The organism is Chryseobacterium sp. UNC8MFCol, assembly GCF_000482305.1.
Taxonomy (GTDB): Bacteria; Bacteroidota; Bacteroidia; order Flavobacteriales; family Weeksellaceae; genus Chryseobacterium; species Chryseobacterium indologenes.
Genome location: NZ_AXUZ01000004.1, coordinates 259,642 through 273,509, shown reverse-complemented (window position 1 = coordinate 273,509; position 13,868 = coordinate 259,642). Strand labels below are relative to the sequence as shown.

10 protein-coding genes and 1 pseudogene are annotated in these 13,868 nt (G+C 37.5%); 3 read left to right on the top strand and 8 right to left on the bottom strand.

The genetic code is table 11. The annotated features are described in order from the left end of the window. The first annotated feature begins 10 nt into the window (after window positions 1–10). Window positions 11–2,773, top strand: coding sequence for a multicopper oxidase domain-containing protein (locus tag M030_RS0104420; protein WP_027372433.1), 2,763 nt, complete (start codon window positions 11–13; stop codon window positions 2,771–2,773). Between the two features lie 101 nt (window positions 2,774–2,874). Here the strand turns inward: M030_RS0104420 and M030_RS23740 are convergent, their stop codons facing one another. The 6 genes from M030_RS23740 to M030_RS0104390 form a co-directional block, all read right to left on the bottom strand. After that, the gene (locus M030_RS23740) at window positions 2,875–4,908 is read right to left on the bottom strand and encodes an alpha/beta hydrolase family protein (RefSeq protein ID WP_051584889.1); all 2,034 of its coding nucleotides are present in this window, start codon (window positions 4,906–4,908) and stop codon (window positions 2,875–2,877) included. 39 nt (window positions 4,909–4,947) lie between these two features. Beyond that, window positions 4,948–6,066: an FAD-dependent monooxygenase gene (locus M030_RS0104410; RefSeq protein ID WP_027372432.1), complete on the bottom strand. Its 1,119-nt coding sequence runs from the start codon at window positions 6,064–6,066 to the stop codon at window positions 4,948–4,950. Between the two features lie 23 nt (window positions 6,067–6,089). Beyond that, complete coding sequence (locus tag M030_RS0104405; protein WP_027372431.1) at window positions 6,090–6,590, bottom strand: GNAT family N-acetyltransferase; 501 nt, start codon at window positions 6,588–6,590, stop codon at window positions 6,090–6,092. Between the two features lie 8 nt (window positions 6,591–6,598). Further along, window positions 6,599–7,192, bottom strand: a complete 594-nt coding sequence (locus M030_RS0104400) for a hypothetical protein (RefSeq protein WP_027372430.1) — start codon at window positions 7,190–7,192, stop codon at window positions 6,599–6,601. Window positions 7,193–7,379: 187 nt separating this feature from the next. After that, window positions 7,380–8,246 (bottom strand): RNA polymerase sigma factor RpoD/SigA, encoded by an 867-nt coding sequence (locus M030_RS0104395; RefSeq protein ID WP_002979276.1) that lies wholly within the window; start codon window positions 8,244–8,246, stop codon window positions 7,380–7,382. A gap of 323 nt (window positions 8,247–8,569) precedes the next feature. Continuing rightward, window positions 8,570–9,361: a S1/P1 nuclease gene (locus M030_RS0104390; RefSeq protein ID WP_027372429.1), complete on the bottom strand. Its 792-nt coding sequence runs from the start codon at window positions 9,359–9,361 to the stop codon at window positions 8,570–8,572. Between the two features lie 495 nt (window positions 9,362–9,856). Here M030_RS0104390 and M030_RS0104385 point away from each other — a divergent pair, with 495 nt between their 5' ends. Next, window positions 9,857–10,774: a type VI secretion system baseplate subunit TssG gene (locus M030_RS0104385; RefSeq protein ID WP_227533075.1), complete on the top strand. Its 918-nt coding sequence runs from the start codon at window positions 9,857–9,859 to the stop codon at window positions 10,772–10,774. 54 nt (window positions 10,775–10,828) lie between these two features. Beyond that, window positions 10,829–11,731 (top strand): TssN family type VI secretion system protein, encoded by a 903-nt coding sequence (locus M030_RS0104380; protein ID WP_027372427.1) that lies wholly within the window; start codon window positions 10,829–10,831, stop codon window positions 11,729–11,731. A gap of 140 nt (window positions 11,732–11,871) precedes the next feature. On the opposite strand, the pseudogene M030_RS26045 reads toward M030_RS0104380, so the two are convergent. Both M030_RS26045 and M030_RS0104370 read right to left on the bottom strand, forming a co-directional pair. After that, window positions 11,872–11,979: pseudogene (locus tag M030_RS26045) on the bottom strand (hypothetical protein); the annotation flags it as partial. Window positions 11,980–13,010: 1,031 nt separating this feature from the next. Continuing rightward, window positions 13,011–13,742: a subclass B1 metallo-beta-lactamase IND-15 gene (locus tag M030_RS0104370; protein ID WP_027372425.1), complete on the bottom strand. Its 732-nt coding sequence runs from the start codon at window positions 13,740–13,742 to the stop codon at window positions 13,011–13,013. Between the last annotated feature and the right edge of the window lie 126 nt (window positions 13,743–13,868).

The following is a 13,868-nucleotide window of genomic DNA, read 5'->3' as shown; positions in this document are numbered from 1 at the left end:
TCGAAATATTATGAAAAAGATAATAATGTTTCTGTTACTTTTATTCTCTGTTTTTACTTTTGCTCAAGCAACGAAGACGTATTATACTTGCCCGATGCATTCCGAAGTGGTCTCTTCAAAACCTGGAGACTGCCCTAAATGTGGAATGTCTTTGGTGAAAAAAACTGTTGCAGTACAATCAGTACCTGCTCAACCGATTCCTAAATCAGAGGGAAAAATAAAGCCGACAGAACCCCAAAACCATAAAACCAAGGCTGATATTAAAAAGGCAAAGAAGCCTGAAGAAGCTAAAAAGACAAATGCCATAAGAAAAATAAAATCGGTCCAGGGCACTACATTAACCGGCCAGACTGAAATTTTATCTCAAACGGCTTACACCTGTTGTATGCATCCCGAAGTAATTTCGGATAAACCGGGAAAATGCCCTAAGTGCGGAATGGAACTGGTTGAAAAAGAAAACCATAATCATGTTGCTGCAGAGAAGCAACCCAATGAAAGTGGAGCTTTGAAAAGAAATTCAGAGAACGGTAAGGTAACCTTTGGAGGAAAGACCGTTCGTTATGATTTATATGTCAAAGACACGATTGTCAATTTTACAGGTAAAAATCGCAGAGCATTGGCGATTAACGGTAAACTTCAGGCCCCGACTTTATACTTTACAGAAGGAGATACCGCAGAAATTTATCTGCACAATATGCTCAAGGAAAATACCGGACTTCACTGGCATGGAGTTATTTTGCCCAATGAACATGACGGAGTTCCTTACTTAACCACAAAACCTGTAAAGCCGGGTGAAACCCATCTATATAAGTTTAAAATTTCTCAAAACGGAACCTATTGGTATCATTCTCACGAGGCCCTTCAGGAGCAAATAGGGATGAATGGTATTTTGGTATTCAAGAAACGAGAAGGGGAACCGAAAACTGAATATAATGCAGAGATTCCTGTATTGTTGGGAGACTGGAGTGATGATGATCCCATGCAGATTGCCAGAAGACTTCATATGGCCAATACAGACTGGTATGCTGTAAAGAAAAATGCTGTGCAAAGTTATTGGGAGGCAATCAAGTCCGGGAATTTGGGAACCAAAGCCCTGAATGAATGGAAAAGAATGGAAGCAATGGATGTAAGTGATGTATACTACGATAAATTCCTGATTAACGGAGTTCCAAGTTCAGATTATTCCAATCTGAAAGCCGGTGATAAAGTGAGGTTAAGAATCGCCAATGGAGGTTCATCAACCTATTTCTGGCTAAATTATGGCGGAGGAAAAATAAAGGTAGTTGGAAATGACGGAAATGATGTGGTTCCGATAGAGGTGGACCGACTGATTGTCGGGGTTTCAGAAACCTATGATATTGAAGTTACCATTCCGGAAAATAAAAGCTTTGAATTCCGTGCTACATCAGAAGACAGAATCGGTCATGCTTCCCTTTGGCTGGGCTCCGGAGAGAAAGTGGAAGCCCCCAATTTACCGAGGCTGATGCTTTTCGAAGGCATGAAAATGATGAACGGCATGATGGAAATGAGCGGAAATATGAAGCCGATGAATATGACAATGGGAAATCAGATGATGGACATGAACGAGGTAATGTATCCGGAATTATCTGAAAATCAAAGAAAAACCACCATGAAACATATGAATGAAATGATGGGTGTAAAAACCAGGGAAGACAAGATAGAAGATCATTCTCAGCACTCAGGGATGGATATGAAAGAAGAGAAAACCATCAAAAGGCTTTCTTACAATATTTTAAAATCTCCTGAAAAAACAATACTTCCTACCGACAGCCTTCGTGAAATGAAGTTTACCCTGGAAGGAAATATGAACCATTATCTTTGGACCCTTGATAATAAAACAGTAACTGAAACGGATAAGATTTTAATTAAAAAAGGAGAGATTTTAAGAATCAAATTGTATAATAACTCCATGATGCGCCACCCGATGCACCTTCACGGTCATGATTTCAGGCTTATCAATTCAAAAGGAGACTATTCTCCGTTGAAAAATGTAGTAGATATTATGCCAATGGAAACCGTAACGATTGAGTTTGCGGCTAACCAGGATGGAGACTGGTTTTTTCACTGCCATATTTTATACCATATGATGGCAGGAATGGGAAGAATATTCAGTTATGAAAATTCAAAACCCAATCCACAGCTTCCAAACAGGAAACTGGCCTGGAAGAATTTTATGAAAGATAACCAGATGATCAGCTCAATGGCGATGCTGGATGTAGCAAGCAATAAAATACATGCTGAAACCATGACGATGTTCGGACCAAGATGGGCCAATCTTAATGAATTTCATTCAAACTGGAACTTTGATCATTTTGAAGGAAGTGCAAAAGTGGGTAGATTTTTAGGAAAATTCCAGTGGGCGCTTCCATATGCCGGATTCAGGGTTCAAAAAAACCACGAAATTATGGAAAGGCAGATGGCTGAAGGTATGGGAATGAGCTTCAACGGAAAGAAAACATGGTTTGGACAACAGAAAGCTTCAAAAAATAAGTTTGCCTTTATAGTCGGGATGCAGTATGTATTACCTATGTTGATTACTGCTGATGCAAGTGTAGACCAAAATGGAAAAGTATTGCTGGAACTGAGCCGGGAAGATATTCCGCTTTCAAGAAGGTTAAGGGGGAATTTCAGTGTGAATTCGGACGGAGAGTTTTCAACCGGATTGAGGTATATCGTACAAAAGTGGTTATCACTTTCGGGAAATTATGATAATGAAATGGGCTGGGGAGCAGGTGTTACCTTAACCTATTAAATTTATAGTACAATAAGTTTCAAACATCTTTTGCATACATCTTGTTTGAAAAATTAAAGCCACTTCAGCAATGAAGTGGCTTTGTTTTATACATTTGAGTCTTACTTTGAAACTTTTTGTTCTTTGGTGTCTTTTGCCGGGGTATAGGTAACAGACTTTATGTCGACGGTCATTTCTTTCAGTCGCTTTGCCACATTTTCCGGCATATCTTTCTGATATCTTCCTCCGATAACTTCAGAAAGGAATTTCTCAGTTTCAGCATACATGGCCATACTGTTCACCGGTTTACGGAATCCGTGGCCTTCATCATCTGCGAGAATATAGTTCACTTTTTTACCTTTTTCACGAAGAGCAATGACAATCTGGTCTGCCTCAGCCTGTTTAACCCTCGGATCATTGGCACCCTGTACAATCAATAATGGTTTATTGATCTTGTCTACACTGAATAAAGGACTTGCTTCGTACATACGTTTTTTACCTTCTTCTGTTTTAGGATCTCCTACCATTCCGTATAATGCCGCCCGGAAAGATTCCCAGTAAGCAGGAACCGAATCCAGTAAAGTAAAAAGATTACTCGGTCCTACAATGTCTACTCCGGCAGCATACACTTCGGGGGTAAAGGCTAAGCCTGCCAATGTTGCATAGCCACCATAGCTTCCACCCATGATAACTACTTTGTTTTTATCAGCGATTCCTTTTTCTATCAAGTGTTTAACTCCCCAGGTGATGTCATCCTGCATCAGCTTTCCCCATTGCAAATCTCCTGCATTCTGAAACTTTTTGCCGTAACCTCCGCTGGCTCTGAAATTTGGTTGCAATACCGCATAACCTCTGTTCGCCAAAAACTGTACAATAGAGTTGTAGCCCCAATAATCTCTGGGTCCTTTTGGTCCTCCGTGAACGAGAACGACCATGGGTACATTTTTGCCCGTCGATCCTGCCGGTAAAGTAAGATAAGCCGGAATTTCAAGTCCATCACTACTTTTGTACGTGATAGGAGTCATAGGAGCAAGATACTTTTCAACTTTTTTTAACTCCGCTCTTGGCGTGTACTGAAAAACCAGCTCTTTGGTTTTTGCATCAAAGAAGTAAGATTCTGAAGCATATTGATCTCCCCAGGCTGTCACTAAAGATTTAGAATAATCTTTTGTAGAACTGGAGAAGTCTATCTCTCTTCCAGGAAATTTATTCTGTAGGAATTTGTAATTGTCTTCCCATGTTTTATCTTTCCAGTAATTTTCAGTCTTATCACCGGTATAAGACGTTGCAATGATTTTTCTGGTGTTGCGGTCTATAAATAGGTTACCGAAATCTACTTTTCCTTTGGGATCACTTTCTATTTTGGTCGTCTTTTTAGTCTTCGGATCCATTAAAAATAGGGTAGACTTATCGATGTCTCCTTTATTTGTCACCAGATAGAATTTAGAATTATCTTCGTTCCAGCTGGGAATATATGCTTCCTCTGTAACCAATGTCTCATAGATCGGCGTTAGTTGATCTCCATCTTTATACAGAAACTGGGTATTTCCTTTTTCATCAGTTTTATTTACTATTCTGAGTTTTTCATCCCAGTCAAAATTATATCTTGTGATGCGGTTCGTATTTTCAAATATTTTTTTCAGTTCCCCTGTAGAAATTTTTAAAGAATACAGGTCATGCCATGCTTTATCACGGTTATTTAATCCTATCATGAGCAGATCAGGATCTTTTTTACTGACCATATAAATCTGTGCAGCTACCTCTTGTAGAGGTGTGATATTTCTTGATTCGGGCACGCCTTTGGTTGCTTTTGCCATTGGATCTACGGCAAAAATATTCATATTCTCGTCACCGTTTTTGTCTTTCACGTACAGGATGTACTTCCCATCATCAGACCAGAAGTATCCGTTCAACGGCCTTTTGCTATCTGTCAGGGGGCGTGCTTTTTCAAAAGGTTCATCAATTTTTTTTACCCAGATGTTCATGATTCCTTCATACTCTTTTGTAAAAGAAATCCATTTTCCGTCAGGACTCAGTTTGCCTCCTGAAATTTCAGGATTTCCAAAAAAAAGTGCCCTGTCCAATAGCGGGATGTCTTGTGACTGTAAGCTCTGAAACCCTAACATGAGGAGTAATGCATAAAAGATTTTTTTCATTTTTTTATTATTTTCAAGGTTATTAAATTTACATAAATACTACATTTCCAGTTCAATAATTTTACGGGCCATTTTTTCTTGGGTGCTATCCGGAATCAATCTCATGAAGAAGTTACGTAAAGTATTTCCTTTTTCCCATTGAGAAATTTTTCCGATATTTCTGCTTGTATTAACGATATAATCTACCTTTTTTCTTCTTATTTTCTGAAATTCCTCAAATATTACATTGAAATCATCGGTTTTTTCCAGTAGCCTGCCGATGATGTACGCATCTTCAATCGCCTGGCAGGCACCTTGTCCCATATTGGGCGTCGTAGCGTGGGCCGCATCTCCGATCAGGCATAGATTTTCAGTATACCAGTCCGGGATGGGAGAGAGGTCAGAAATAGTATTACAAATAATATTTTCCTTTGCAGTAGAGTCAATAATTTGCAGAACTAAAGAATCAAAATCACTGAAAATATCAGAAATCATTGCGTGTCGGCTAAAACTTTTCTCATTAATGCAGGCATACCAGTAGACTTTTTTGTCAGAAATTTTTACTAAGCCAAACCGTTTTCCTTTGCCCCACATTTCAAAAGCTTCCTGATGATATTTTTCGGGCAGTTCAAAATCCACCAGACCACGCCAGCACTTTTGGTTTGCACTTCTGATGGTACCGGTTTTCAGAATCTGATTTCTTACCTTGGATTTTATACCATCTGCTCCGAAAACAACTTTGGTTTCTATCCGGGTTCCGTTTTCAAAATTTATAATGTAGTTTTCTTTTTTTTCAATTTTTTGCAGAGAATGGTTGAGAAGAATGTCTTCTGTTTTGAGGTTTTCGGCAAGAATCCGTTGAAGTTCAGCGCGGTGAATGGCTACATTGCAAGAGTTGTATTGTTTTTCCAGGTCAAGAATTTCTGTCTGTGAAATCGTCCGTAAGGATTCGTCGGCTATCGTAATTCTGTGAATTTTGTTTCCTGCACTTTCAATTTTCTCTTTTAGTCCTAGCCGGTCAAAAACCTGCATTGCATTGACTGCCATCATGATCCCGGCTCCAACAGGTTTTATTTCATGGGCAGATTCGTAGATGGTAAAATCGTATTGATGCTGCTTGAGAACATTCCCAAGAGTCAATCCGCCGATTCCGGCTCCGATTATTGAAATTGAATTCATTAGGATACTTTTTTAAGTTTACATTATAATGTTAACATAAAACTTTCAGACACTTTCTGAAATCCATACTTCTCAAAAAAATGATGAGCACCATGGTTGTTGACTCCACTTTCCAGCATGATAAAGCTGATGCCCCAGTTTTTGGAATCTTCAATCACTTCCTGCAGCAATTTACTTCCCAGAGACTGGCCTCTCACAGACTGATCCAAAAGCATATCTTCTAAAACCGCATATTTTTTAAAAGGACTGCTGATTACATTGAAAACAAGCATTCCTGCAATTTTTCCGTTTTCATCTTCTGCAATAAGAATCTTTAATTTTGACGTCTCATCATAGTTATAATCTTCCATCAGTTGTGCTCTCAGTACTGCTCTCAGATCAGGATTCCAGTGTTCGGAATCAATAGCTCTGCCATACATAATTTCACTGTGGGAAATATAGGAATCTGTTTTGTGGGTAATAAAAAAATCTACGAGTTCTTCAACACGTGTTTTATCTGTAAGCCATTTCGTAGTATAATTCATAAGAGGTGTTATTTTACATTTTTTAGTTCTTCCAGAAGTTTGTTTTGCCTGCTGATAAAGCTATCCAGACTATCTGTTTTTAAAGGATGTGCATTTTGATATTTTTCAATTTCGGGAAGCGTTTTTCTGATTTTAAAAGCAGTATATAAGTTAGTAAGTGTTTCATTGTTTTTGGTAATCTGGTTGATACGATCTGTAATATTTTTAACTTTAAGATTATACTGTTCCGAGCTGGCCAGAATTTCCTGTTCTATCTGCTGCCTGATCAGGGTATCCTGAATCTGTTTTGTCTGCTGGGCAGCATCCTGATAAAATGATGCTGAGGTGTTTAAAACACTTTTATATTGAGCTAAAGCTTTTCCTGTTTCCTCAAATGTTTTCACAATTTTGGTGTTGAGGTCCGTCAGCTTTTTATCATTTTTAATCAGTTCAAAATAGATATTATCAACGGTTGTGTCATTCCCACGATAACTTTTAAATGAGGCTGACACTGAAGATTCTGCGTTGTCAACGGCATTATCTTCTACGGCATTTTCCGGTTTGTTTTCTCTGCAGGAAAATAAAGAAAGAGCTATGGCAGAGGCGAAGATCATTTTTTTCATAGATTGTTTTTGTTAATGGTGTTTATTATAGAAAATCATTCTGCATCAATATTTAAAAATACGCATTTAAATTCTCTTCAGTTCCTATTTGAACTATGATTTTAATTAGTTGACTATATTTCGGATATTGTTACAAAAAAAGCGGAGTTTGAAAATCAAACTCCGCCTGTTACATTGTACGCGAAAATTATTTACCTAAATAAGATTTCAGAATCTTACTTCTGGTGTTGTGTTTCAATCTCTTGATCGCTTTTTCTTTGATCTGACGTACTCTCTCTCTTGTAAGATCGAAAGTTTCACCAATTTCTTCTAAAGTCATTGGGTGTTTCCCGTTCAGTCCGAAGTATAATCTTACCAAATCAGCCTCTCTTGGAGTCAGAGTATTCAATGCTCTCTCAATCTCGATTTGCAGAGACTCGAGCATCAGATCTTTATCCGGGCTTGGTGATTCTCCTGAACGCAATACATCATAAAGGTTAGAATCTTCACCTTCTACTAAAGGTGCATCCATAGACAGGTGTCTTCCGGAGTTTTTCATAGATTCTTTGATATCCTCCTCGCTCATGTCAAGAACTTCGGCCAATTCTTCCGGAGAAGGTGGTCTTTCGTTTTCCTGTTCAAGGTGAGCGTATGCTTTATTAATTTTATTGATGGAACCAATTTTGTTCAACGGAAGTCTTACAATTCTTGATTGCTCAGCCAACGCCTGCAAAATTGATTGACGGATCCACCATACTGCATAAGAGATAAATTTGAAACCTCTAGTTTCATCATACCTTTTTGCCGCTTTCATCAATCCTAAGTTACCTTCATTAATCAAATCGGGTAAAGAAAGGCCTTGATTCTGGTATTGTTTAGATACGGAAACTACGAAACGAAGGTTGGCTTTGATTAATTTCTCAAGTGCAGCTCTGTCGCCAGCACGTATTCTTTGTGCCAATTCTACTTCTTCGTCCGCAGTGATCAGTTCTACTTTACCAATTTCCTGCAAGTACTTGTCTAATGAAGCAGTTTCCCTATTGGTAACCTGCTTAGTGATCTTTAATTGTCTCATTTATTTTTATCCTCAAAAAAGAGTTACTATATAATATACGTTTGAAAAGGTAAAAAGGTTACACAAGATTTACTTTTTTATATTTTGCATGATGTAAAATACAGTAAAAAACTAAAATATTCAATTTAAGTCATTGATAAATAGTAGGTTTTGTGTTTTTTCTTCACTGTTATACAAGCAAAAATTATTCCACCTGCCGGTATATTATGATCATCTGTTTGCATATTTATGAAAAATTATGATTGATGAGTCTTCACGATTGTGCAAAAAAAAACGAAACCGAAGTCCCGTTTATATATATAATTGTTGAAAATAATTTTGATTTAAAAAAGTTCGTTCAAAACTTTTGCCAGTCTCAATCCTCCATATAGAAGTTGTCTTTCAAGCGTTTCATTAAACTTGTACTGATAGTCATATGATAATTTTGAACCGTCAGGTGTCTGTGCATAGATTTTATTGGCAATTTTATGAGAATCATATAACCAGTCTTCCAGGGTTCCGGATTGAATCTGCTTTACTTCTTCTTTCGATTTAATATCCAGAAGTCTGGAATATTCCGTATAACTGTACTTCTGGGAATCTACTAATTTTCCGTCCCAAACGGAATGCAAATTGGTTTTATCTCCGAAATAAGTGACATTGATTTTATTTCCGCCTAAATCATCTGCTCTTCCTACGTGTAAAGGCTGTGCCAGATCTCCCATGATGTGAATAAGGAAAATTAAAGCAATTTTTCTGTCTTTTTCAGATGTATTTTTGTCTTTAATCTGGCTTGACAGGGTGTTTACCTGGGTATAAAGGCTAGGTCCGGCCTGCATTTTCAGATTATCTCCGAAATTTTTAAAATCAGTCTGAGGATCAATGTTTACATAATGCCATGATGAAGCCTGCTTCCATACTCCTGTTGTATCAGATTTGATAAAATCCGGCCAGTTGGCCCAGTACGCAAGACGTTCTTTTCCCATGATCTTCCTGATTTCTCTTCTTGCTTTTCCGGAAAGGTGGTTCTGGGCGATTTCAGCGATAACTCTGTGTCCCGTTAATCCCCACGCATAAGAATAAAGTGAAGAGGCGATGAATGCTAAAATCAGAATTTTAGAATAAATACTTTTCATTTTAAATAACAATTTTCAGTCTGCAAAGATACGGCCCACGTTCGGAATGAGCATTACCTATCGCCGATTTATTGTTATAATATTATGTTAATAAAATTTAACCTTCCGGCCATGAGAAAATTCTCAGATTTGTGGAACTTTTGGGCAAACAGGGAAGTGGCAGTTCAAAATTATAGATAGGGTCAATCAATTGATAACGCTACTTAATGATTTTAAACAAAAACTTATTTGATCATTAAAATGTACATATTGTGTTGGTATATTCTCGTTTAAATACCTGATTATGAACTTTAAATTGTAAATTATAAACTTTGATTTACCCGGCTTTTCTCCGTATTTTTACGGTATTTGCAGAAAAATTTTCTTACTAATATCAATAAATTAGTATTTTTAGAATAAAATTATTGTTAAAATATTTTTTCAAACTTATGAGATATATTATCTTTACAAGTCATAATCACAGGAAACACTATGCATGAGAATAATATTGTAGACATGAATTACAATAAGCTCCAGACCGACTTCAAGGCTGAAGCTGTGGCAGTCAATCTGCTGAAATACCACCGGGCTGTAAGTAATATTTTTATTGAAAGAGTCGGCGTGAATGACCGTGCCTATCTTAAGGATATTAAAAGTATTACCAGCAGTTACTTAGGTTTTGATGAGGAAGTATTTACGATAGAAAGTTATAGAGAAGGTATTTATGACTATCTTCCGGAAGGTCTTTTTCATCCTCCGTCCCTTGGAGCCTCCAGAAAAAATGTTGATACCGTTGTAAGGGAAATCCGAAGACAAAAAAGAGTAGAAGAGGACGCCAGAAAATTTTTCCGTCCTTTTGAGCTGGAAGTTTTTTTTACAGAGATCAGTTCCTTACTGAAAGAATCAGAGTTTGATATTACGAGTAATACAGATGCCTTGCTGGAAACGGTAAGTGAGCTTTGGCCTTTGATTACCATGCTGGATAAGCAAAATGCATACATCTTTATGCATATTCTGCCGTTTTTTCATCAGATAAGAGGAAGTAAAAAATGGTTTGAAAGGTGTATGACAGCCTTTTTACAGGTGCCCGTAGTTGTTACTTTTTCTCCGAATATTATTGATGAAATAGAGAAAAATGACGATTCTATGTTATTGGGAAATTCCAGATTGGGAGTAACGTATATTCCGAGTGGAAAGCACATGGACGGGCAGCGGAACTGGGTGGTGAATATCGGGCCTATTCCTTATGAGGATATGGAGAAATATATTCCGGGAAGCCCTTTCAGAAAAGTACTTCAGGCGCTGTATGATTATTTTCTTCCTGTAACAGTGGATGTGGAAGAGAATTTTGTGACAGAAAAGGTTGAATATTCCTTCAGTCTTGAGGATGATGAAAGAAATGCCAGCCGCCTTGGATACTCTACTTTCCTCTAAATTATTTTATTATATTTACAACTACCAACAAAGTATAAATTCGAAAAGAAACAAATGGAAATTTCTTCAGTAAAAGGTATTTTTTTAAGGTATATTTTAATGCCTTTAATCGCAATTATAATGATGGTTATACTGGGTATAATCAGGAGAAATAAACCTGCGATCAAGATTAAAGTAATTATAGTATACGTCCTGCTATGCAGTTTGTGTCTGGCCATTCCGGGAATTTTTGGGTTTGCCGGCAATCTTTTTAATCCTTACTGGTACCTTATTGCACAGATTATTTATCTTATTTTCGGGATTATTCATGTTAATCTGCTGCATAAGTATTTCAAAAAACATATTGATTCCGTGGCAATGAGCATTTTGTTTGAATCGATACTTTCACTTACCTGTATTGCCTTAGGAGGCTATCTGTTTACTCTGCTTTTCAACTTTATGAGCAAAGGAACGGGATACGCTGTCATGGCGGCTACAAGTATGTTGATTTTTGTGGTTCCCATGGTATTTTATTACTGCTATATTCAGTTTATCAGCATACCTTTTGATATTTATAAAACATGGAGATATTCTCCTGAACAAAAGCTGCCGGATTTTGAAGGCGCAGATTTTGACCGGTTAATGGTACTGAATGTTGAGCTGAGCAAAAATTTAGAAGACTCCAACAGATTCAGAATTAAAGCGAAAACTCTTCCGACAGGAGTTACTTTTGGAGACTGGTTTTACAGAGTAGTAGACGATTACAATCATAAGAATCCGGGGTCTATCATCCATCTTTCTGACGAAGAGAGAGAGCCTTATTACTGGATTTTCTATACAAAAAAATCATTTTTCAGCTTCAGAAAATATATTGATTTCGACCAGGACATTTCTACCAACAGCATTTCCGAGAATGAAGTGGTGATCTGTAAGAGAGTGATTCAGCATGAAGAGGAAGGAGTTGTAAGAAAAGCATAAACACAAAAAAATTAAAAAGTATTAACATGATACAGCCTATTAAACATTTTGCGATCAACTGGGTGGATGGGATGAAAGTTTCCCAAAGACACCTTAACGATCAGGATAATTTCTTAATTGATACGATCAGAGATTCCAACTCACTTGGAATTACTACATATAATTACGGTCTTTTGCCTATTTCCAACGAATACACAGATCGTACTATTTTTGATGTTCATAATACTGCCACCAATGATGTACAACTTGTAATCAAAAGATGCAGCGCCGTGACGATGGCAGGTTACCGTATAGAGCTTACCGACAGAAGAATCAGTGTAAAGTCATTGGCGAAATCCATGAACGAGGAACAGGCAGACGGAGATTATTACATCCTTATCTCTGTTAATCCTTTTGATAAAGTACCTTTCGGTGATATCGATCCTGAAGAAATTCCGCCCCGTCATCCTAACGCGCAACCTAATCACCACATAGAACTACTTCCTGTAAGCTCTTTAAACAGCAGTTATTCCGGAGGTAATTATCTGATCATCGGAAAGGTAGATCTAAGGGCGAATATTGCTCAGGTAGATTCTAATTTTATCCCGCCCTGTACTTCCATTCAGAGCCATCCAGCTCTGATAGAGTATTATAACAGCTATGCGAAGTCTATTGGTAACCTACAGCAGTATGCTTTTAAAATTATTCAAAAAGCTTCCCATAAGAACCAGAACACGGCATTGGCCCAAAACGTTAAGTTTCTATGTACTACTATGGTCAATACCTTTGGAGATATGTATTTCCAATTCAGAAATATCACGCCATGGCAACCGCCGGTATATCTGATCGAGTCTTTTGCGAGACTGGCTCTTCATTTATATAACTCGACCCAGCTACTGGTTCCTGCCGAACTGGAAGAAATGCTGAATTACAGTCTGGAATGGAGCGAAATTGCCCCTCACACCTTACTGAACCAGCTTTCTATCGTAGCGGAGACCAACTACGATCACCATAATTGCGGAGAACCTTTATTATATATCCAGCAAATGTTGAGAAGTTTGGAAACGATCTTCTCTAAATTAAGTGAACTGGATTATATCGGTCAGAGAAAAGAAAATATCATTGTCAACGAACAAGAGGTCTCTACCAATACCAATCCAAAGAGAGGCTGGAGTGTACTAGATTAATACAGTACATTACAAAAATAAAAATCCCGAATTTTCATTCGGGATTTTTTAAGTATAAATAATAGGCTTTATAAAATCTTTCGATTTTTTCCGAACCATTTTAATGTCTTACATTATTCCGGCTTTTTATTCTTATCCAGAAGATCCAGAGTATGCTGTACATGACCACCGCCTTTCCATTCGTCGTGTCCCGGGATTACCAGAGTAGCCTGAGCATATTTCATTTTTAGTTTTCGCATGGTTTCCGGCCATTGTTTTACGTTTGCTTCACCGGTATATCCCAGGTCAGTGGCTGTCCTGCTTTTTACAAGACATCCTCCGTCCAGTACTTTATATTTGGGGAACCGTACAACAACATTATCAACTGTATGTCCTTCTCCAAGAAAGTCTACCATAAATTCTTCACCACCAATTTTGTAAGGTTTTCCTGTTTTTATAATTTCGGTTGAGGTTGCTTTTCCGTCTTTTTTCAACAGTTCATTGGTCTTGGCGGTCGCATATGTTTTAATTCCTTTTTGATTGTAAAAGCTTAGATCGCCCGCTCTGTCATCATGAGAGTGGGTGGCAAATACAGCAATTACAGGAAGGTGATGACGCTTTTGTATAGTGTCCATAAGGGTTTGATATTGTTCCTTTTGCCATGGGACATCAAATAAGACCACTCCTTTCTTAGTGGTAAGATATACAGCATTGGCAGAATATTCTTTACCCCCGAAAACTCCGAAACTTTTATAAAGATACAGGTTGGGTTTAACAGGCGGCTCAATTACAAAATCTTTAACCTGGGCATTGATCAATGGGCTTAAAAACATTGACATCATCAAAAGCTGAATACTTTTTTTCATAATTTTTATGGAGAAATAATTAAAATTTGCTGTTTTCCGGATCGACTGAAAGTCTTGGCAGATAGATATGCAAACCTAATTAAAATAAAAATACAAGTTTGTTTCTTTACAGCTATTTAACCGTTT